Here is a 20780-nt window from a genome sequence, read left to right as displayed (position 1 = left end):
TCACCGTCAAGGTCATCATCAGGAGTGGTGGGGTCACAGTCATCGTCGATACCGTTGTATGGGATTTCTTCTGCACCCGGGTTGATGTTGGCATTGCTGTCGTCACAGTCCTCGGCATTATTAAAGTCGTCACCGTCAAGGTCATCATCCGGCGTGCTAGGGTCACAGTCATCATCGATACCGTTGTATGGGATTTCTTCGGCATCCGGGTTGATGTTGGCATTGTTGTCGTCACAGTCCTCGGCATTATTAAAGTCGTCACCGTCAAGGTCATCGTCAGGGGTGGTCGGATCACAGTCATCATCGATACCGTTGTATGGTATTTCTTCTGCATTGGGGTTGATACTGGCATTAAAATCATCACAATCTTGGTCTGAAAAGACGCCATCTCCATCAAAATCTATAACGCCAAATCCATAATGCAAACTCAGGTATTCTATGAGACTCGTGGCTACGGCATCAACAAAAAGTGCACTGCTTTCAGGATCAAAGCGCACATCTTGATTGATTTCAATCTGTATGGCATCAATATTTCCGGAATTTAATCGTGACCCATGTATCCATACATTATATCCACCATTGAAATAAGGCTCATCTACCTTCGGAAAGGGGTCTGCAGCACTTGGTACGGTGGGGAAGCCTTTATCGTGAAACAAGGTTCCAAAACTGAGTCCGCCCCTAATGAGTTCTACATGGGTCATATCACCTACTTTATCATAAACCAATGTTTTAATACTGTTACGGTTCATGTAGGTGGTCGTGTTCAAAATCTCGTCCGCAAGGCGAAGTTCATGCCCTGTTAGTGTATAACCTAGTTCCACCCTTTCAATTTCATGGGCATGTCCATGGATGTCAATAAAAAGGCCCCTACCAAAATCTTCAATTATTTTGTTCTTGGCATCTGAAATGAACGCGTGATAATTGTCAAAAGCTTCTTGGATGATAGGGTTATTATCGTTGTCATCCTCATTCTTATTGCGGTTGGCATCAAACTTTATTCGAGCTAATCGATTGATGACCACAAAAGGGTAATGCCCTGTTTTGTTAAAGTAGGCTTGAGCCATTGCCCTTCCCATTTCTTGGGTGTCAGTGTCGTTGCCATATACACAATTGGGACAAGATCTATCCGGAATTTCATCTGGTTTTAAATCACCGTCATGAGGGATGGAAAGGATTACCGGATGATCACCATAAATATATTCCACATAATCGTTGCCATCCGGAAAATAACTCTGTCCAGGTATTTGGGCTTGGGAATACCAGTTTACACCGAGAAGAACAAAAGGGAGCAATAGTGCCTTTGTAAAGTGATGAAACCATTTCATAGCATAACCTTTTTTGGGAACGATCATTGGCGTTCCATGTATTGAACAACTACATTTTTGGGTTATGCTGAATACTGATTTAAAGATACAGTGGTTTGAATATAAAATGTGCAGTGAATTGACGGATGGGCCTTTTGAATTGACGGATGAGCCCTATAATGGGTTCGTGTAGTTGGATTTAATGACCACTGTAAAAATATTCGATGGATTAAATAGGTAATTAACTACGAATAAACAGGTTATAGTCGGAGGTTGACTATTGGATTTTGGACCAAATTCCTTTCCAACGATATGTTCTGATAAATTCACCCTCTTTTTTGGAAACATATTTTCCCTGTCTCTGGAGCAAAGCCTTTAAAAAACCCCATATCGCTTGGAGGTATAACTTGGGACTCTTGGCTTGCCATGCCATTTTTAAGACTGCAATTTTGGTCAGTAAAAGCCCATATCTCATCCGATACATCGCTTCTCCTTTGGATTGATAGTTTTTGCTGCTATACCCATGGCCCGTGGGTCGCAGATGCTTCACCTTGAGTTCGGGCAGGGTTACGGTATCAAAATCATGGTATCGGGCCAAAAGTGTGTCGACTGTGTCCCATCCCACCCCCGGACGTAAACCACCAATCTTTTGGAAACAGGCTTTGTGATACAGTTTAATGGGGCCTCGGATATGGTTTTTGTTGGCAATGTCCTCATACTTCCATTGGTCCCCATTTCGAACGAACAATAATCCCGAACACATCCCTAGTTTCCAATTGGCCTGAAACTGGTTCACCATAATTTCAAAATAGTTAGGTGGAAGTACAATATCGGCATCAAACTTGCCAATGAGGTCATAGGCCGAAACGTGTTTCAATCCAAAGTTAAAGGTATCCACCACCTTTTTGCCCGGAATGTGCTCATCCGTCGATTTGCGTTGAAGGGCTTTTATCCAGTGGTGCTTTTTGGCATAGTCCTGTGCAATGGCAAAGGTTGCATCGGAAGAATTATCGTCCACCACAATTAATTCATTGGGCAGATAGGTCTGAGCTACAAAGGAATCGAGGCACTCCTCCAAGAAAGCTGCTTCGTTGTGGGCTGGGATGATAATACTGATGCGCATGGGCTAAAATCTGAAAAGCTTAACGGGAACTCACCAATTAGGTTGTGCTTCGCTCGGCGTACACAATATAATATCGATTGGTAAAATAACGGAGTAGGGGGCGAAAGCCCAACTTTTTCGTGGGATTGGTCCATTTTGCGGAATCCTTAATCGTCCAACCCGCTTTTTCCAAAAGCCAATCAAACTGCCAATCTTCAAATTCATGGTAATGACGGTCCCAAGGGTCTGTTTTACTGCGATAGGCAGGGGAAAACCATAAACGCATCGGAATACTGGCGACCAATTTGTTGGCTTTTATCTCCTTCAAAATATTGAAGGGAGCGACCAAATGCTCAAAAATTTCAAACCCGGTTACCACATCCGCATCCGAATTCGCGGCTTTTTTAAAATCGATATCCAAATCCTCACCTTTGGTGTTGGTTACTTGGTATCCGTTGGATTTCATGATTTCTGAAAAGGGGTTCTCAACACCTAAATCCAAAATGGTTTCGGAGGGGTCGATGTGCTTTTTCAAAAAGGCTAAAGTATGTCTGTAGCGCTTATTGGGAAAGTTGTTTTCGTACATGGGCTAAAATTCCAAAAAACAAATAACAAATCCCAACTAAGTTTGCGTTTAGTGCGATGCTGTTAAGGCAATTTGGTTCAGTTTAAGCACTTGAATCGGGATTTCAATACCTGTAAACAATCGCATTTACGTTCATGCCAGCCCCAACGCTCGCAAAGATGACCACGTCTCCTTTTTCCACATGATGGTTCGGAAGTTTGCCTTTCAACACCAGGTCAAATAGTGTAGGCACCGTGGCTACGGAACTGTTTCCCAAATCCTGTATGCTCATGGGCATCACGTTTTCGGGTATTTCCTTACCATATATTTTGTAGAACCTTTTAATAATGGCCTCATCCATTTTTTCGTTGGCTTGATGGATAAAAATTTTCTTTACCTCATCGATACTCACTCCGCTGTCATCCAAACAAGCTGCCATGGCCTTGGGCACGTTAATACAGGCAAACTCGTAAATTTTCCTACCTTGCATTTTGATGTACCGCGTGTCTTCACAGGCCTCTGGACTATTGGATTTGTCGAAATACAGATAATAGGCTTCTTCGTTGGCGTAAGTGACCGATGCGTGTGACAGGATTTCGCCGTGTGGCGGATTGGCCTCTACGATGGCAGCACCGGCGCCATCAGAAAAAATCATACTATCCCTGTCATGATGGTCCACCACCCTCGAAAGGGTTTCTCCTCCAATGACCAAACATTTCTTGGCCATGCCACTTTTAATGAAAGCATTGGCCTGAATGAGCCCCTCTATCCAACCGGGACAACCAAAAATAAGGTCGTAGGCTACGCATTTTGGGTTTTGTATGCGCAATAAGTGTTTCACCCTTGTGGCCAAACTGGGCAAGGTGTCTCCTTGTATTTTACCATGGGTAAGGTCGCCAAAGTTGTGTGCGAAGATGATGTAGTCCAACTCCTCCTTATCCACTCCAGCGTTGGAAATAGCTTCCTCAGCGGCCAAGTAGCCGAGGTCTGATGTTTTTAGCTCGGGCTTGGCATACCTACGGTTGGCGATTCCAGTGATGGCTTGAAATTTTTCGATGATTACATTGTTCTGTTGCTCAAATGCAGTTCCATCCGTCTCCATGAATTGATGCTGCAAGAAATCTTCATTCTTGGTCACGATGGACGGAATATAACTTCCAATGCCTGTAATACCGATTTTCATGAGTTGTTGAGGTTTAATGAATACAAGTTAATGTATGCTACAATCAATTACTATGCATGCATAGTATATTTTACAATATCCAAAAGATAACCCATATCTCGCTAGATACGAAAAAAGCCTTGGTCTATTTTTAAGATCAAGGCTTTTTATCAAGGTTTATAATGGTTTTTACGCTTCTACGTAATCTTCAATGGGTGCACAAGTGCACATTAAATTACGATCCCCAAACGCTTCATCTGTCCTTCTAATGCTCGGCCAAAATTTGTTTTCGGCCACATAAGGCAGCGGGAAAGCAGCCTTTTCGCGACTATAAGGATGGCTCCAAGAGTCGCTGGTCAGCATGGCGAGGGTATGCGGTGCGTTTTTGAGTACGTTGTCCGTCTCGTTGGCAGAAACTTCGTCAATTTCCGCTCGGATGGACAAGAGTGCATCACAAAAACGATCCAATTCGGCCAAACTTTCGCTTTCGGTCGGTTCTATCATCATGGTTCCGGCCACTGGGAAAGAAACCGTAGGGGCATGGAAACCATAATCGATAAGCCGTTTGGCGATATCCGTTACTTCAATGCCATTCGCTTTAAAAGGTCTACAGTCGATGATCATTTCGTGGGCAGCGCGTCCGCGCTCACCCGTATAGAGCACATCAAACTTACCTTTTAGGCGGTCTTTGATGTAATTGGCATTCAAAATTGCGGCTTCTGTCGCTTTGGTAAGTCCTTCACTACCCAACATTTTGATGTATCCGTACGAGATCAGGCATACCAAGGAACTTCCCCAAGGAGCGGCGGATATGGCTGTAATCGCTTTTTCCCCTCCTGTTTTGATCACCGGATTGGTGGGCAAAAAGGGCTTTAACTGCTCGGCTACACAAATGGGACCTACGCCCGGGCCACCACCTCCGTGAGGAATGGCAAAGGTTTTGTGCAGGTTAAGGTGACATACATCGGCCCCAATGGTCGCTGGATTGGTGAGTCCAACCTGAGCGTTCATGTTGGCACCGTCCATATAAACTTGTCCACCATTGTCGTGGATGAGTTTGGTGATTTGCCTAATGGATGACTCAAAAACACCATGAGTGGACGGGTATGTAACCATCAAAGCAGCAAGATTATCGGCATATTTGTTGGCTTTTTCTTCCAAATCCTCCATGTCGATGTTTCCTTTCTCATCGGTTTTGGTCACCACCACTTGCATACCTGCCATTACGGCCGACGCTGGATTGGTTCCATGCGCCGAGGATGGAATCAAACAAATGTTTCGATGACCTTCCCCTCGGGATTCGTGATAGGCACGAATCACCATAAGTCCGGCATATTCGCCCTGTGCCCCTGAGTTGGGTTGCAGGGAAGTAGCCGCAAAACCAGTGATGACATTCAATTGTTCTTCCAATGATTTAAGCACTTCTTGATAGCCTTGGGCCTGATCAATCGGCGCAAAGGGATGGATATTGCCCCATTCAGGCCAACTTAATGGCAACATTTCGGAAGCAGCGTTCAGCTTCATGGTACAACTGCCCAAAGAAATCATGGAGTGGTTCAACGCCAAATCCTTTCGCTCCAATTTTTTGATGTAGCGCATCAACTCTGTTTCCGAATGATAGGAATTAAAGACTTCGTGCTGCATAAATGGAGCCTGTCTTTGCAGAGATTGTGGTATCGATTTTTCGGAAGAAGTGTTATCCATTTGTGCGTGGAAATCTTTGCTTGATTCATTTCCGTTTGGTGTAGCCTCCTTATAACTCGAAAAAACCTTGATTAATTTTAGCATATCATCATTTGAGATAGCTTCATTAAAGGAGATGGACACATGATTATGGTCAATGTAGTTCAAATTGATCTCGACATGTTCCGCAATTTTTCTGAGTTTATCAACATTATCAATCTTAACTTTCAAAGTGTCAAAAAAGCCAGAATTAAGTTGATTAAGGCCCAAATGTTTTAAAACCTTATCGAAGGCCCTTGCCTTTTGGTGAACACTATTGGCAATATATTTTAAACCTTCCGGTCCATGGAATACAGCATACATTCCAGCCATTACGGCCAAGAGCACCTGAGCCGTACAAATGTTGGAGGTTGCCTTGTCCCTTTTAATGTGTTGCTCCCTTGTTTGGAGCGCCATCCGTAGGGCTGGGTTGCCATCGGTGTCTTTGGTAATTCCTATGATCCTACCGGGAATATTTCGCTTATAGGCTTCTTTAGTGGCGAAGAAGGCCGCGTGTGGTCCACCATAACCCAATGGGATTCCGAAACGTTGTGTGGTACCCACTACGGCATCCACCCCCCATTCCCCTGGAGGAGTGAGCATCACCAAACTAAGGATATCTGCGGCAACGGCCACTTTAATGTCCTTGGCTTTGGCTTTCTCCACGAAAGATGCATAGTCATTTACCTGACCGTGCTTCCCGGGATATTGCAAGAGCGCGGCATAAAAATCAGATGAAAAATCGAACGCTTCGTGGTCTCCAACAACCAACTCAATACCCAAAGGAATCGCACGTGTTTCCAACAAACTCAGGGTTTGGGGAAGTATCTCTTCAGAAACGAAGAATTTTACGGCTCCGTCCTTTTTCTGTTGGCGGCTACGAAGCTCGAACAACATGCTCATGGCTTCGGCAGCTGCGGTACTTTCGTCCAAAAGCGAAGCATTGGCAATTTCCATACCTGTCAGGTCAGCGACCATGGTCTGGAAGTTCAGGAGGGCCTCCAATCTACCTTGGGCAATCTCGGCCTGGTATGGCGTATAGGCGGTATACCATCCTGGATTTTCCAGAATATTTCTTTTGATGACCGAAGGTGTTAGCGACTCATGATACCCTAGACCAATGTAACTCTTAAAAACCTTGTTCTTTTTGGCCAACGCATGCAGATGGTTCAGGAACTCGTGTTCGCTGATACCCTGCGGAAGGTCCAATGGTTTTTTAAGTTTGATGTCATCGGGAATGGTCTCGTAAATGAGCTGTTCCACACTTTCCACCCCAATGGTTTCGAGCATGTGGGGCAAGTCTCTTTCTGTGATGCCAATATGCCTGGCAGCAAAAACCTCTGTGTTCATGTTCAATCCAATAAAGTGCACAAAATTAGGGATTAATTCGATGAAAATGGTCAATTTTGATGGTGGATGGCGCAAAGTTGTTAACCACCAATTAACCTAGGGCCAACGGATTGGGATTTTACCGCATGAGAACCTTAAAAGCACTGTTTGATTTTTATTTGGATGCCAGTATTCACGTGGCCATAGCGGTGATTTCCTTGACAGGTGTCACCTTTTATTTGTTGGACAGTTCGCTGGATTTACATCTGTTGGGATTCATTTTTTGCAGTGTGATCGTTTGCTATAATTTTATCAAGTACGGGGTAGAGGCCTATAAATACCTTATTGTGTCCAATGCTTATCACAGGATTATCCAAATCTTCAGTTTTGTGTGTTTTGTATTTGCCCTTTATTTTTTGTTCCATTTGGATAGCAACATTTGGTGGGCTACGGCCGTTTTGGGTGTCTTGTCCGCCCTTTACGCAGTACCTCTTTTGCCGAGGGCCAAGAATTTACGGAACTTGGCCGGACTAAAAATCTACATTGTGGCCTTTGTATGGGCAGGTTTCTCTGTTTTGTTGCCCGTTCTAGATGCCAATGTACCGTTGGATTGGGATTTCTCGGTCACCTTCATTCAAAGAATGATATTGGTTTTGGTATTGATTCTGCCTTTTGAAATCCGAGATCTGCAATGGGATGATCGTAGTTTGAGAACCTTGCCCCAGGTTTTGGGCGAGCGAGCCACACGACGTTTGGGAATGGGCCTTACGCTTATCTTCTTTTTGCTTACCTTTTTGAAGGATACGCTGCATCCTTTGGAGGCGGAGCTGCAATCCGTGATCTGTGTGATACTTTTTGTGATGTTGGCTTCGCATCAGCGGATGAAATCCAAGTACTTTGTAATGTTTTGGGTGGAAGCCATCCCTGTTTTTTGGTTTTGCCTATTTTGGTGGGCAGAACGCTTTGTGGCCTAAATTTTTTCTTCGAGGTCCCTTTTCATTTTCTTTTTATCCTCGTCAGATAGCATGGTAAGTCCGGCCCTATCGCACAATGAGGTAAGTTCACTGTTCTTTTTGGAGTACAATTGGCAGGTTTTGCAATAGAGCAAATGCACGCGCAGTTTAATGATATCCCACCAACTTGCCTCTTTATATTGGGATTTGTCACAAATACTAGATGCCTCTTTACACGAAATCTTCATACCTAAAACCAGTTTTCATTTAAACAACCCATAAGTGCCGTTCTCGCCCTGTGGATCATCACCCAGAGGTTGGACGGATTTATGTCCAGTTCATTACACACATCTTCGGTACTCATCCCTTGGATTGTTTTCAATTTGAAGACCAATGCCTGTTTTTGGGGCAGTTTGGTGATACAATCCTGTATGGCCAGTCCCAGTTCCTCATTCTCAAGGATATTGTCGCCATCCTTGCTAAAAGGGTCGGCTACTTGCTGCTCCAGCCAATCGCCTTCGGCATCCGAATCGGAGCTGTAGTTGATGCGTACCTCGGCCTTGCCCTTTTTTGAATTTATCTTTCGGTAATGATCTATCACTTTTCGCTTAAGGATGGAAACCAACCAAGTGCGTTCCGCAGCGTCCCCTTTGAAGTTTTTGGCCGAGTTCAAACCTGCAAAAAAGGTTTCCTGTACCAAATCCTTTGCGATTTCTGCATCGCTTACGCGCGAGACCGCATAGTTGAACAGGTAATCCGCGTATTGGTCTACCCAATTGTCCGGTTGAAGTTTATGTTTGGCCATTTTCGTATCGAATTACCAAATGTAATGGTTTTTGGATACCAAATCCATGTTTGGCTGGAATTAGACGTATAAAAGGTCTCAGTCTAACAGCCAAGTAAAGGTTTAACATAGGTTTTTGATTTGTAAGCTACAAACACTTCACAATTTGGCTATGATTTCCTTGATATCCTTGGAGTTCAATGGCTTGATCAAATAATCGGAGATTTCCTCGAACCGTTTGGCCTTTTTAATGTCCTTGGGATCCATGGAAGAGGAAACCATATACACCTTGATGGACTTTTGTAAACTGGGAAGCAGTTCCACAAACTCCTCCATGAACTGAAAACCGTCCATAACAGGCATGTTGATGTCCAGAAAAATGATGTCCGGTAGCTTATCCTCTTCATTCTGATGGACAACAATGTATTCCAACGCTTCGGCACCATCGGCAAATGTGCTCGTGGATTGGACTGCCGGAATGCTTCTCAGCGTTACTTTGATCGTAAATTGATAGATGTCATCATCATCGACCACAAAGACATTGACTGGTTTCATAATCATCAACAGTTATAGATTAATAAAAAAAGAAGTGCCTTTGCCTTCTTCGCTCTTGGCCCAAATTTTACCGCCCATGGCATCCACTTGGGCCTTTGTTATAAATAACCCAACACCTTTGGCATCATCATTTCTGTGGAAAACCTTGCTGAAGCCAAACAATTTGTGCCCGTTCTTTTTAAGATTGATTCCCGAACCGTTGTCCCTAAATTCCAGTTGCACCGTTCCATCGATCATCTTGGATTGAACAACTATTTCGGGAGCGCGGTCTTTTGCCTTGTATTTTAAGGAATTACTGATCAGGTTGATGAAAATACTTTCGAGGTAGACCTTGTTGTACATCACGGTAGGTGCCTCGGAAAAATCAGAGGTAATAACCGCTTCGGTCTTTAAAATCTCGGCCGCGAGCATTTCTTTTGTCCGTTCCAGGGTTTTATCAAAATGACATTTTTCAAGGGCTTGTTGCGAACTTTTTTTAATGAGCAAGGACTCCACAAGGGTGTCCAAGGTCCATGTGAGATGGTTGGTCACCGATTCTATTTTTTCGATGATCATCTCCTTGGTTTCGGAATCGCTTTCCGTTTTGTAAATGTCGAGCAGCGCACTAAGGTTGCTGACGGGCGACCTCAAATTGTGCGATGTGATTTGATTGAACTCTTCCAGCTGCCGATTTTGTGCCTTAAGTCGCTTGGCCGACTCCTTTAAACTCTTATTGGTTTCCAAAATTCGGTGAGCGGCCTGTTTTTGAACTGTAATATCTCGGAGCGCAATGGATACCAGAAGTCCTTCGGAGGTTTCCAGAGGGCTTAGGGTAACTTGGACTGGAATTTGAAAACCTGATTTGTTGTGCACAAAAAAATCGAGATCGGCAGGAAGCCCGGTATGTTTGGGGGCTTTAAAGAAGTTTACGGCATAATATTCCATGGTATCCCAAAGTCGGTTGGGAACGAGAACGGTGACATGCTTGTCAATAAGTTCCGATGATTTGTAGCCGAACATTTTCTCTGCCTGCTTGTTGATCAATTGGATAATACCGTTTCGATCTACAATGACCATGGTGTCCGGGGCAGAGTCCAATAACCCCCTAAACTTGATTTCCGACATGCGCTGTTCGGTAATATCTTGGGTGGTTCCGATCATTTTAATGACCTCGCCTTGCGGATTCATGATAAGTTCACCAATTAGCTCTACAGTCCGTATACTGCCATCTTTGTGTACGATACGGTGCATGAATTTTCGAAACCGCTTCTCGGCGATGAACTCTTGGGCATTCTCCCGAAACTCTTTCCGGTCATCGGGGTGTATTGCTTCGATAACGCGCTCAAAATGGATGGGAGTCCCTATTTCCAACCCAAAAATGCGATAAAGGTTGTCGGACCACAGGATATTGTCGGCCACGATATCCCATTCCCAATAACCAATTTGAGCCAGTTGTTCCGCTAAATTGAGTTGTTGGATTTTTTTGGTAAGCTCTATCTTGGTCCGTTTTCTTTCTGTGATATCTTGAAGAAAACCGAATAGTTTTACACAAACCCCATTTTCCATTTTTGGATTGCCAACATTACGAACATACCTAATGTTGCCCTTGGCAGTTACCACCTCCATGTCAAGATCATAAGACTCTCCCTTTGCGATGGCATTTTGCATGGCATCACGGGCCATATCCCTGTAGTGCCCTTCATTAAAAAAGGAGGCAAGATTATCCAAGGACGGGACAAAGTCGTCGGGAACTTCGGTGATGTCGCGGGTAACATCGCTCCAATAAATTTGATTGGTGGCGACGTTCAGCTCATAGATACCGATTTTGGCTAGTTTGATGGTTTCCGCAAACAAACTGTCTGTTCCAAAATCCTCAATGTCCCAATTTTTCATATACTTCGGGGTTGGTTATAACAAAGCAAGCCTTGATTATTTATGGGAACTTTCAAGCTTTATGGGTCAGGTAATGCAATTTTCTTAAAAAGATACTAAATTTCCTTCACTTTCCTAATGGTAATTCCAAATTGTGGTCACCTACCTTTTTATTTGGCTAGCAATCCTGCCCGCTCCAACAAGGCATCAATGCTTGGTTCGGCTCCCCTAAATTTTATGTACAGTTCCATCGGGTTTTCGGTGCCTCCTTTGGAAAGCACGAACTCCTTGAACTTATTGGCAACCGTTTTACTGAAAATTCCATTTTCCTTAAAGTAGGCAAAAGCGTCCGCATCCAATACCTCTGCCCACTTGTAACTATAGTAGCCAGATGAATACCCACCTTGAAAAATATGGGCGAATGACGTGCTCATGCACGTTTCCGGTGTTTTTGGGAACAGATCGGTGCTTTCGAACGCGGCATCTTCAAAGGCTTTTACATCTGTTATGTTTGATGGGTCGCCGCCATGCCAGGCCATGTCCAGCAATCCAAAGCTCAATTGGCGAACCGTGGCCATCCCTTCTTGAAATGTGGCGGATTCCTTTATTTTCTCCACGAGTTCCATAGGAATCAATTCACCGGTTTCGTAGTGATGGGCAAAGAGTTCCAAGGCCTCTTTTTCGTAGCACCAATTTTCCATCACCTGACTTGGTAATTCCACAAAGTCCCAGTACACAGACGTTCCCGATAGGCTTGGGTAGGTGGTGTTGGCCAACATGCCGTGCAGCGCATGTCCGAATTCATGGAATAGCGTAGTGACCTCGTTGAAGGTAAGCAATGATGGTTTTGAACTGGTAGGCTTGGTAAAATTACAGACATTGGAAATATGTGGCCTGTTGTTTTTACCATGGAATATGTATTGTGGTTTGTAACTGGTCATCCAAGCGCCGCCTCGTTTTCCTGGCCTTGGGTGGAAATCGGCATAAAACAGGGAGATAAAGTTTCCATTTTCGTACACTTCAAAGGTTTTTACTTCTTGGTGATACTTGTCCACATGGTCTACTTCCTTGAAGGTGAGTCCAAAGAGATTTTCCGCTACCTTAAACACCCCGTTGATTACATTTTCGAGCTTGAAATAGGGTTTTAGCTTTTCATCGTCCAAATTGAAGAGTTTTTGCTTCAATCTTTCCGAATAGTAGGCACTGTCCCATTTTTCCAAACGGTCGATATGGTCCAACTCTTTGGCATAGGCTTCCAGTTCGGCAAACTCACGTTCTGCGGCAGGTTTGGCTTTTTCCAAAAGTTCGTTGAGAAATTCCTGTACTTTTTCGGGGGTTTCCGCCATACGCTCTTCAAGCACAAAGTGGGCATGGGTTGTATAGCCCAATAAATTGGCTCTTTCGTGGCGTAGGTTCACGATTCGCTTTACATTCTCCTGATTGTCCAGCTCGTCACCGTGAAACCCTTTGCTTCCGAAGGCCATGGATAGTTTCTTTCGCAACTCCCTGTTTTTGGCATATTTCATAAAAGGGATGTAGCTTGGGTAGTCCAAAGTGATCAGCCAACCCTCTTTGCCCTTGGATTCTGCCAGTTGGGCAGCAGCTTCCTTGGTGCCATCCGGAAGTCCGTCCACATCCTTTTCATCCGTAAGCAACATTTCGTATTTGTTGGTCTCCGCCAAAACATTTTCACCAAAGGTGAGTTTCAGTTTGGCAAGCTCCGTATCGATTTCCCGAAGGCGTTTTTTGTTCTCTTCGGTTAAATTGGCCCCGTTCCGGCTAAAATTCTTGTATTTCTTCTCGAGGAGGGTCCGTTGCTCTGTGGTCAGGTCCAACGAATCTCTTTGCTCATAAACCGTTTTGATGCGTGCAAAAAGACCTTCGTTCAAGGTAATGTCATTGCTGAATTCGGATAACCATGGCGATACCTCTTGCGCTATTTTCTGGATTTCTTCGTTGGTCTCTGCCGAGTTTAGGTTAAAAAAGATACTTGAAATACGGTCGAGTTGATATCCGGCAAAATCCAAAGCTTCCAAAGTATTTTCAAAAGTGGGGGCTTCTGGATTGGCTACAATGGCATCGATTTCTTTTTTGGCATCTTCGATGGCTTGAAGAAAGGCCGGTTTAAAATGTTCGTTCTTTATTTTGGAAAATGGTGCCTCATCAAAAGGCTCCAATAATGGATTGTTCATAGTTGTTGTTCTACTCTTTGTTCTTTAAATAGGTTACGGCCCAATCGCTTATCAAAAATCCAAATCCGATGATGGAGGATAATCCCGCAACGGTGAGGGCAGCGAAGCTTTTTGCTTTGGCACCGCTTGTCATTTTGTTCATGGCGGCCATGGCTTCATCGGAATACTCGTTCAAATCCACAAAACCATTGCCGTTCAGGTCATATTTTTGGGCATAACTGGAAATAAATTGCCAGCGTATTTCCACATAGATCAATATGGCCGCATATAGGAAGAAAACCAAAAGACCACTTTTCCAAAGTCCTTTGATATAGGGGTTGCTTACTTTTTTCAGCGTGAAGCCAAAAAAGGCTACGGCACAAATCCCTACCAAAATGCCAATTTGGTTGAAGTTCATGAGCTATGGGTTGCTACTTAGTATTTTTTCTGTACCTCTTCGGCACCTTTGATTACTTTTTCCTTGAGTCCCTCTTTGTAGGCGATAATGTTTTCCATAATCTGGCTGTTGGAGCTTCCTATGATCTGTGCGGCGAGGATTCCAGCGTTTTTTGCACCGTTCAAGGCTACTGTGGCCACGGGAACTCCACCGGGCATTTGTAAAATGGATAGCACAGAGTCCCAGCCATCTATGGAATTACTGCTTTTTACGGGAACGCCTATAACTGGCAATGGCGATAGGGATGCCACCATTCCGGGCAAGTGAGCAGCCCCTCCGGCACCGGCAATAATGGCCGAATACCCATTGGTGTGTGCGCTTTTGCTAAAACTGAACAGTTTTTCGGGGGTCCGGTGGGCAGATACGATGTCTACATCCACTTGTACTCCCAATTCCTTCAATATATCGATGGCGTCTTGCATAACGGGAAGGTCGCTTGTGCTTCCCATGATTACGGCTACTTTGCTCATATCCTATTTGCTTATCACTTTTATGGTTTCCTTTACTTGCTGTGCCACTTCCCTGGCCCTGGCCATATTTTCGTCCACGATGGTCACGTGGCCCATTTTGCGGAAAGGGCGGGTTTGTTTTTTACCGTAAATGTGCGGGGTTACTCCATCCATTTCCAATATTTTTTCGATGTTTTCGTAGACCACATCGCCGGTATGGCCTTCAGCTCCCACCAAATTAACCATAATTCCGGCGACTTTACTGTCCGTTTTTCCTAGTGGCAAGCCTAAAATGGCCCTGATGTGCTGTTCAAATTGGTTGGTGTAGCCCGCTTCAATACTATAATGGCCACTGTTGTGCGGTCTTGGAGCCGATTCGTTCACCAAAATTTGGTCGTCTTGGGTCTGGAACATTTCTACGGCCAATAGGCCAACGTGTTTCATGTGCTCCGAAACTTTTAATGCAATTTCCCTAGCTCTTTGGGCCACTTCGTCATCAATCCGAGCGGGACAGATTACGTATTCCACTTGATTGGCCTCTGGGTGAAACTCCATTTCCACCACAGGGTACGTGACGACTTCACCTTTGGTGTTTCGTGCCACGATAACGGCCAATTCATTTTTAAAGTCGATCATTTGCTCGGCAATGCACTCCACATTGGGGAGGTCTTTTAGATCTTCCATGGTTCGGACAACCTTAACCCCTTGGCCATCATAGCCAAATTGGGCACTTTTCCATACAAAGGGCAAGGAAAGCCCGCCGTTCAGGATGCTGTCCTCAATTTCGGAGGTGTAGGCAAATCGGGTGAAAGGTGCCGTTGGGATACCATGGTCCGTATAAAACAATTTTTGTACGGCCTTATTCTGTATGGTTCTCAAGGTTTTTGTGGGGGGGTAGACCTTGATTCCCTCGTGTTCCAATTTTTCAAGAGCGTTTACGTTGACGTTTTCAATTTCGATGGTCAGCACGTCTACATCCTTCCCAAAGGCATAAACGGCATCAAAATCCATCAAACTGCCCTGTACAAATTCATTGCAGGCTATTTTGCAGGGTGCTTCGGCAGAGGCATCCATAACCTTGGTCTGTACGTCCCATTTCCGGGTTTCGTAGAGCATCATTTTGCCCAATTGTCCGCCACCTAAAATTCCCAGTTTAAAGTCAGAAGAGAAAAATTGCATCGATCTGTATATTGAATGTGGGCAAAAATACATGAAATCCACGAGGGTATAAAAGATGTAGGGGCTTAGGAGTGCTAAAAATAGTATCTTTGCCAACCTGACCATAACTTGAGAACATTGATCAAACTCCACGACAAGTATTTTAAGCCGTATTTAAAGGAAGAACAAATCCTTGCTGCCATTGATAAAATGGCCAAGGAGATCGCGGCCGATTACAAGGATGAAACACCCTTGTTTGTGGGCGTGCTCAATGGTGCCTTTATGTTTGTGTCCGATTTTTTGAAGGCCTATCAACACCCTTGTGAGGTGTCCTTTGTGCGGTTGAGTTCCTATCAGGGGCTGACCTCAACGGGCATTGTGGAAACGCTGTTGGATGTTCCCGATGAACTGGAAGGAAAGAGTGTCATTATTTTGGAAGATGTGGTGGATACGGGACGAACCTTGAAGCAATTGGTTCATCTCTTTTCCAACAAGAATGTAAAGGAGTTCAAAATCGGGACCCTTTTTTACAAATCGGATATTTACAACGGGGAATACGCCATCGATTACGTGGGTCTGGAAATTCCCGATCACTTTATAGTGGGATATGGACTGGATTACAATGAACTGGGCCGTAACCTTAGAGAAGTTTACCAATTAAATCAAACAGATATGATCAACCTAGTGCTTTTTGGAAAGCCAGGAGCAGGAAAAGGAACCCAAGCAGGTTTCCTAAAGGAAAAGTACAATCTAAAACACATTTCCACGGGGGATGTGTTCCGTTTCAATATTAAAAACGGGACCGAACTCGGTACCTTGGCAAAATCCTATATCGATAAGGGAGAATTGGTGCCAGATGAGGTGACCATCGATATGCTCAAGGACGAGGTGGAGAAAAACCCGGATGCGGCAGGTTTTATTTTTGACGGCTTCCCGCGAACTGCCGCCCAAGCACAGGCGTTGGACAATTTCTTGGAGTCCAAGGACATGAAAGTAAACGCAACCATTGCCCTGGAAGCAGAGGATGATATTTTGGTGGAACGTTTATTGGAACGTGGCAAGAGCAGCGGACGCTCCGATGATCAGGACGAGAGCAAGATCCGCAACCGTTTTGATGAATACAATGAAAAAACGGCACCGCTCAAAGCCTACTACGAAGCACAGGGAAAATTCCACTCCGTAAATGGAATAGGGGATATTCAAGATATTACCGAACGTTTGAGCAAGGTAATCGACTCCCTGTAGTTGATTTCCACAACGATTTTTTAGTTTAGCATATGACCGAAGGAAATTTTGTCGATTATGTAAAGGTGCACATTGCTTCCGGAAACGGGGGGAAGGGTTCTGCACACTTGCGTCGCGAAAAATATGTGGCCAAAGGCGGCCCGGATGGAGGTGATGGTGGTCGAGGAGGTCATGTCATAATCAAAGGGAACAAAAACTTGTGGACCTTGGTCCATTTTAAGTTCCAAAAACATTTTAAGGCCGGTCACGGAGAGCATGGCAGCAAAAGCCGAAGTACTGGGGCCGATGGTGAGGATGTGTACTTGGAAGTGCCGTTGGGTACTGTGGTACGCGATACCGAAACCAACGAAATCCTTTTTGAGATTACCGAGGATGGTGAGGAGAAAGTGGTGCTCGAAGGCGGTATGGGTGGATTGGGAAACTGGCATTTTAAAAGTGCCACCAATCAAACCCCGAGATACGCACAGCCCGGAATCAAAGGGCAGGAAGGTCACCTCACTTTGGAATTGAAGGTTTTGGCCGATGTTGGTCTGGTGGGCTTTCCCAACGCTGGAAAATCCACGTTACTTTCGGTAATGACCTCTGCCAAGCCAAAAATTGCCAATTACGAATTTACTACTCTAAAGCCCAACTTGGGCATTGTGGAATATCGGGACTTCCAAAGTTTTGTAATGGCCGATATTCCCGGAATCATCGAAGGGGCGGCCGAAGGCAAAGGCCTTGGACACTATTTTCTGCGGCATATTGAGCGCAATGCCACTTTGTTGTTCTTGATTCCGGCCGATAGCAAGGACATCAGCCAAGAATACAACATCCTATTGGACGAGCTTAGACGGTACAATCCTGAATTGCTGGACAAGGAACGTTTGGTGGCCGTATCCAAGTGCGATATGTTGGACCAAGAACTCATCGAGGAAATGGACGCCGATATGAAGGACGATTTTAAGGATGTTCCCTACATGTTCATCTCTTCCGTTAGCGGTTTGGGGATTCAGCAGCTCAAGGATAGGCTTTGGAAGCTGTTGAACGAATAATATCCCTTCTTCGGGTACTTCATCAATTTATTGATTAATTTTAGGAGAATCCAAAAGTCCTAAGATGCGAACTGTTCTACCCATAATGTTGGTGCTTCTATTGGCATCCTGTAGCTCCGTGAGGGTGAATTATGATTACGACAAAACCATTGATTTTTCAGGATACACGACCTACAATTACTACCCGGATATGAAATCGGGCCTAAGTCAGTTGGACGAAAGACGATTGCTACGAGCCTTGGATTCCACTTTAAAATCGCGAGGTTACCGTTTGGCCGAAGAGCCCGAGCTGTTCGTTAATATCATTAGCGATGAATACAGGGGCGCTCCCAACAACAATGTTGGTGTGGGCATTGGCGGTACGGGACGAAACGTAGGTGGCGGTATTTCTGTTGGATTGCCTCTGGGCGGGTCCAACTGGAAACGCAGCATTCAGTTTGACCTGGTGGATGCCCAGCGTGATGCCCTTATTTGGCAAGCGACTTCCGAAAGCGGGCTTCGTGACAATGCATCGCCAAGCGTTCGGGAAGAACAGCTCCGTGCGGTGGTCAAGAAGGTGTTTTCCAAGTTTCCTCCAAAAGTAAAATAGAACAAAATCAGCTATTTACGATTTTTTTAAGACCCATTTGCAAGGTTTTTACCGTTCGGTGGGTCAAAATGACCACTTGTCATAAATCACTTCTATGGACAAGAATGGTCCATTACTTTAGCATCATCAAAATATCTTAAAACCGAACAATCATGATAGCACTGGCCAAATTGATTATAACACTTTTAGTTAGTATCATTCTATAATCCGCGAGGACCTCGCATCAAAACATCACTATGAAAAAGTTTACAACACATCAGAAAGTAGTCTTGATCATTGGAATCGTAGGCGTTTTCACTGCCTTTATCGGCAAGGTGAATGGTTGGGAATACATGGAGTTTTTCCCGGTTTTTTACGCAAGCACGAGTATGATTTGGATTTCATTCGTCTCAAATAAAAAATCGTGCTGCAAAGCTTTAAAAAGCAAGGAGGCACAAAACTCCTAACCTTCGCTCGCAGATCAAGTTTAATGTATATTTGAGCCATTTGTGCTCTAAAGGATGGAATTAAGTTCGCGTAAACGCAATATTGCATTTTGGACCCTACAATTATTGGGATGGGGATTTATCAATGCCATTTCAATTTTGGTTCCTCACAACCTTAGTTGGGAACTGACCGTTTTTTCGGTCGTTGTGGGTATTTTTATCGGAGTATTCAGCACCTCGATACTACGATGGTATCTCAAAAAAAATGTCCATTTTGATTCTTTTGGAGGGAAGGAAGTCATCAAAATCATAGTATCCACCTTGTTGGCGGCTTTACTCTTCGGTCTATTGAACATCCTCTTTGGATATATTTATGTGGAGTTCGGTCCAGAACTGACGGAGATGGAACAGAAGATGTTCGAAGGATACGACAAAATTTTGATTCAAGTGCTGAACTCTTTGTTTTTGGTGGGTGCTTGGACCATCACCTATTTGGTGATCAAATTGCTCTTGAAACTGAATCAGAACAGAATAGAACGGTTGGAGTTGAACACCACCCTGAAACAGGCACAATTGAATACCTTAAAAGGGCAGATCAATCCACATTTTATGTTCAACAGTTTGAACAATATTCGAGGGTTGATGCTGGAAGATGTGGACCGTTCTCGGGAAATGCTCACCAAACTTTCTGAAATTCTACGTTATTCGTTGACCAAGAACAACATTAACGATATTCCTGTGCGGGAAGAGCTGGAGGTCGTGGATAACTATATCGACCTGTCCAAAATCCAGTTTGAGGACCGTTTGGAGTTTGTAAAACAGATTGAAGAGAACACCTTGGACCTCCGGATTCCTCCAATGATCATTCAATTGTTGATCGAAAACGCCGCCAAACACGGTATTTCCAATCTAAAGCATGGTGGACGGATAGTTTTGTCTATTTTTAGAACGAATGAACGGCTGCATATTGAGGTGCGGAACACTGGAAAACTTCAGATGACCCAAGATTCCACCCAATTGGGCTTGAAGAATATTGAACAACGATTAAAATTATTGTATGCCGATCAGGCATCCTTTACCTTGAAAGAAATCTCCGATGAGGTTGTGGCAGAAATCAAAATTCCCATGGAATGAACATTAGGGCAGTCATAGTGGAAGACTCTAGGTTGGCCCGTAACGAGCTAAAGGAACTCATCAAATTACATGATGATTTGGAGCTCGTTGGGGAGGCGGCCAATGTGGACGATGGGGTGGAACTGATAGAAAGGGAAACTCCCGACCTATTGTTTTTGGATATCAATATGCCCGAAAAAAATGGCTTTGATCTCTTGGAGCTCTTGGTTGAAGTTCCCATTACCGTGTTTACCACGGCCTATGATGAGTATGCCATTAAATCCTTTGAGTACAATGCGTTGGATTACTTGCTGAAACCCGTGAGCAACAAACGTTTTGATATGGCCTTGGAAAAGGTGCGTGAAAAATTGGCCTCCAAAACCACGGAATCGACCACGGCTAAAAGGCTCACGGCAAACAGTCAGATTTTCATCAAAGATGGGGAGTCGTGCTTGTTGGTGAAGATTGGCGATATTTCGATGTTCGAAATCGTTGGGAACTATACGCGGGTGTTTTTTGAGGACAAAAAGCCCATGCTCTATAAATCGCTCAACCAGGTGGAGGAAAAACTGCCCGAGGATTCTTTTTTTAGGGCGAATCGGCAACAGATTGTCAACACGGACTATATTGAAAACGTGGTGCCATGGTTCAATGGCAAGTTAAAACTTACCATGAAGAATGGGGAAGAGGTAGAGGTCTCCCGCAGGCAATCCTACATTTTTAAGGATAAAATGAGTTTGTAAAGAAAAGAGACTGTCTAAAAGTTGATTTTTGTCAACCTGAACTTGATTCAGGTTCTCATAATAATTTGT

General features: G+C 44.3%; 20 protein-coding genes. 7 read left to right on the top strand and 13 right to left on the bottom strand.

Translation table 11 applies throughout. The features are described 5' to 3' along the window. The 5 genes from GGE08_RS08910 to gcvP form a co-directional block, all read right to left on the bottom strand. A partial coding sequence (locus tag GGE08_RS08910) for a putative metal-binding motif-containing protein (protein ID WP_179384523.1) occupies positions 1-1325 on the bottom strand: 1325 nt, incomplete at its 3' end. 256 nt (positions 1326-1581) lie between these two features. Further along, the gene (locus GGE08_RS08905) at positions 1582-2427 is read right to left on the bottom strand and encodes a glycosyltransferase family 2 protein (protein ID WP_179384522.1); all 846 of its coding nucleotides are present in this window, start codon (positions 2425-2427) and stop codon (positions 1582-1584) included. 37 nt (positions 2428-2464) lie between these two features. After that, positions 2465-2992: a methyltransferase gene (locus GGE08_RS08900; RefSeq protein ID WP_179384521.1), complete on the bottom strand. Its 528-nt coding sequence runs from the start codon at positions 2990-2992 to the stop codon at positions 2465-2467. 103 nt (positions 2993-3095) lie between these two features. Then, positions 3096-4154, bottom strand: a complete 1059-nt coding sequence (locus GGE08_RS08895; protein WP_179384520.1) for a 3-oxoacyl-ACP synthase III family protein — start codon at positions 4152-4154, stop codon at positions 3096-3098. Positions 4155-4322: 168 nt separating this feature from the next. Continuing rightward, positions 4323-7205 carry an aminomethyl-transferring glycine dehydrogenase gene (gene gcvP, locus GGE08_RS08890; protein WP_179384519.1) on the bottom strand — a complete coding sequence of 961 codons (2883 nt, stop codon included), beginning with the start codon at positions 7203-7205 and terminating at the stop codon, positions 4323-4325. Positions 7206-7330: 125 nt separating this feature from the next. Between gcvP and GGE08_RS08885 the strand changes: the two genes are divergently transcribed. Continuing rightward, positions 7331-8158, top strand: coding sequence for a hypothetical protein (locus GGE08_RS08885; protein ID WP_179384518.1), 828 nt, complete (start codon positions 7331-7333; stop codon positions 8156-8158). Here the strand turns inward: GGE08_RS08885 and GGE08_RS08880 are convergent. The 8 genes from GGE08_RS08880 to GGE08_RS08845 form a co-directional block, all read right to left on the bottom strand. Continuing rightward, entirely contained in the window at positions 8155-8385 is a 231-nt protein-coding gene (locus GGE08_RS08880) for a hypothetical protein (RefSeq protein WP_179384517.1), read from the bottom strand. The two genes, GGE08_RS08885 and GGE08_RS08880, sit on opposite strands and share 4 nt — an antisense overlap. Before the next feature lie 2 nt (positions 8386-8387). Then, entirely contained in the window at positions 8388-8942 is a 555-nt protein-coding gene (locus GGE08_RS08875) for a sigma-70 family RNA polymerase sigma factor (RefSeq protein WP_179384516.1), read from the bottom strand. A 138-nt stretch (positions 8943-9080) separates the two neighbouring features. Next, positions 9081-9476 carry a response regulator gene (locus GGE08_RS08870; RefSeq protein WP_179384515.1) on the bottom strand — a complete coding sequence of 132 codons (396 nt, stop codon included), beginning with the start codon at positions 9474-9476 and terminating at the stop codon, positions 9081-9083. A 12-nt stretch (positions 9477-9488) separates the two neighbouring features. Then, positions 9489-11348 (bottom strand): PAS domain S-box protein, encoded by a 1860-nt coding sequence (locus GGE08_RS08865; RefSeq protein WP_179384514.1) that lies wholly within the window; start codon positions 11346-11348, stop codon positions 9489-9491. A 149-nt stretch (positions 11349-11497) separates the two neighbouring features. Then, positions 11498-13519 (bottom strand): M3 family metallopeptidase, encoded by a 2022-nt coding sequence (locus GGE08_RS08860; protein ID WP_179384513.1) that lies wholly within the window; start codon positions 13517-13519, stop codon positions 11498-11500. Between the two features lie 10 nt (positions 13520-13529). After that, a complete protein-coding gene (locus GGE08_RS08855) occupies positions 13530-13916 on the bottom strand; it encodes a hypothetical protein (RefSeq protein ID WP_179384512.1) in 387 nt (128 codons plus the stop codon). Between the two features lie 17 nt (positions 13917-13933). Further along, complete coding sequence (gene purE, locus GGE08_RS08850; RefSeq protein WP_179384511.1) at positions 13934-14425, bottom strand: 5-(carboxyamino)imidazole ribonucleotide mutase; 492 nt, start codon at positions 14423-14425, stop codon at positions 13934-13936. A gap of 3 nt (positions 14426-14428) precedes the next feature. After that, positions 14429-15583 carry a 5-(carboxyamino)imidazole ribonucleotide synthase gene (locus GGE08_RS08845; protein ID WP_179384510.1) on the bottom strand — a complete coding sequence of 385 codons (1155 nt, stop codon included), beginning with the start codon at positions 15581-15583 and terminating at the stop codon, positions 14429-14431. A gap of 117 nt (positions 15584-15700) precedes the next feature. Between GGE08_RS08845 and GGE08_RS08840 the strand changes: the two genes are divergently transcribed. From GGE08_RS08840 to GGE08_RS08815, 6 genes are all read left to right on the top strand, one after another. After that, entirely contained in the window at positions 15701-16807 is a 1107-nt protein-coding gene (locus tag GGE08_RS08840; protein ID WP_179384584.1) for an adenylate kinase, read from the top strand. Positions 16808-16839: 32 nt separating this feature from the next. Then, positions 16840-17841 (top strand): GTPase ObgE, encoded by a 1002-nt coding sequence (obgE, locus tag GGE08_RS08835; RefSeq protein ID WP_179384509.1) that lies wholly within the window; start codon positions 16840-16842, stop codon positions 17839-17841. 64 nt (positions 17842-17905) lie between these two features. Continuing rightward, positions 17906-18430, top strand: coding sequence for a DUF4136 domain-containing protein (locus GGE08_RS08830; RefSeq protein ID WP_179384508.1), 525 nt, complete (start codon positions 17906-17908; stop codon positions 18428-18430). A gap of 236 nt (positions 18431-18666) precedes the next feature. Then, positions 18667-18876: a hypothetical protein gene (locus tag GGE08_RS08825; RefSeq protein ID WP_179384507.1), complete on the top strand. Its 210-nt coding sequence runs from the start codon at positions 18667-18669 to the stop codon at positions 18874-18876. 54 nt (positions 18877-18930) lie between these two features. Further along, positions 18931-19989, top strand: coding sequence for a sensor histidine kinase (locus GGE08_RS08820; protein ID WP_179384506.1), 1059 nt, complete (start codon positions 18931-18933; stop codon positions 19987-19989). Beyond that, on the top strand, positions 19986-20711 hold the full coding sequence (locus tag GGE08_RS08815) for a LytTR family DNA-binding domain-containing protein (RefSeq protein WP_179384505.1): 726 nt from the start codon (positions 19986-19988) through the stop codon (positions 20709-20711). The genes GGE08_RS08820 and GGE08_RS08815 overlap by 4 nt, the downstream gene beginning before the upstream one ends. The last annotated feature ends 69 nt before the right edge of the window (positions 20712-20780 follow it).

The sequence above is a fragment of the Allomuricauda sp. ARW1Y1 genome (assembly GCF_013407935.1).
GTDB lineage: Bacteria > Bacteroidota > Bacteroidia > Flavobacteriales > Flavobacteriaceae > Flagellimonas.
Note: the sequence above shows the minus strand (reverse complement) of the source record. Positions and strands in the feature narration are given on the sequence as shown.

Bases quoted from the DNA above. Each gene is read 5' to 3' on its own strand.
- GGE08_RS08905 (WP_179384522.1), bottom strand. From the start codon at position 2,427: ATGCGCATCAGTATTATCATCCCAGCCCACAACGAAGCAGCTTTCTTG.
- GGE08_RS08900 (WP_179384521.1), bottom strand. From the start codon at position 2,992: ATGTACGAAAACAACTTTCCCAATAAGCGCTACAGACATACTTTAGCC.
- GGE08_RS08895 (WP_179384520.1), bottom strand. From the start codon at position 4,154: ATGAAAATCGGTATTACAGGCATTGGAAGTTATATTCCGTCCATCGTG.
- gcvP (WP_179384519.1), bottom strand. From the start codon at position 7,205: ATGAACACAGAGGTTTTTGCTGCCAGGCATATTGGCATCACAGAAAGA.
- GGE08_RS08885 (WP_179384518.1), top strand. From the start codon at position 7,331: ATGAGAACCTTAAAAGCACTGTTTGATTTTTATTTGGATGCCAGTATT.
- GGE08_RS08880 (WP_179384517.1), bottom strand. From the start codon at position 8,385: ATGAAGATTTCGTGTAAAGAGGCATCTAGTATTTGTGACAAATCCCAA.
- GGE08_RS08875 (WP_179384516.1), bottom strand. From the start codon at position 8,942: ATGGCCAAACATAAACTTCAACCGGACAATTGGGTAGACCAATACGCG.
- GGE08_RS08870 (WP_179384515.1), bottom strand. From the start codon at position 9,476: ATGAAACCAGTCAATGTCTTTGTGGTCGATGATGATGACATCTATCAA.
- GGE08_RS08865 (WP_179384514.1), bottom strand. From the start codon at position 11,348: ATGAAAAATTGGGACATTGAGGATTTTGGAACAGACAGTTTGTTTGCG.
- GGE08_RS08860 (WP_179384513.1), bottom strand. From the start codon at position 13,519: ATGAACAATCCATTATTGGAGCCTTTTGATGAGGCACCATTTTCCAAA.
- GGE08_RS08855 (WP_179384512.1), bottom strand. From the start codon at position 13,916: ATGAACTTCAACCAAATTGGCATTTTGGTAGGGATTTGTGCCGTAGCC.
- purE (WP_179384511.1), bottom strand. From the start codon at position 14,425: ATGAGCAAAGTAGCCGTAATCATGGGAAGCACAAGCGACCTTCCCGTT.
- GGE08_RS08845 (WP_179384510.1), bottom strand. From the start codon at position 15,583: ATGCAATTTTTCTCTTCTGACTTTAAACTGGGAATTTTAGGTGGCGGA.
- obgE (WP_179384509.1), top strand. From the start codon at position 16,840: ATGACCGAAGGAAATTTTGTCGATTATGTAAAGGTGCACATTGCTTCC.
- GGE08_RS08830 (WP_179384508.1), top strand. From the start codon at position 17,906: ATGCGAACTGTTCTACCCATAATGTTGGTGCTTCTATTGGCATCCTGT.
- GGE08_RS08825 (WP_179384507.1), top strand. From the start codon at position 18,667: ATGAAAAAGTTTACAACACATCAGAAAGTAGTCTTGATCATTGGAATC.
- GGE08_RS08820 (WP_179384506.1), top strand. From the start codon at position 18,931: ATGGAATTAAGTTCGCGTAAACGCAATATTGCATTTTGGACCCTACAA.
- GGE08_RS08815 (WP_179384505.1), top strand. From the start codon at position 19,986: ATGAACATTAGGGCAGTCATAGTGGAAGACTCTAGGTTGGCCCGTAAC.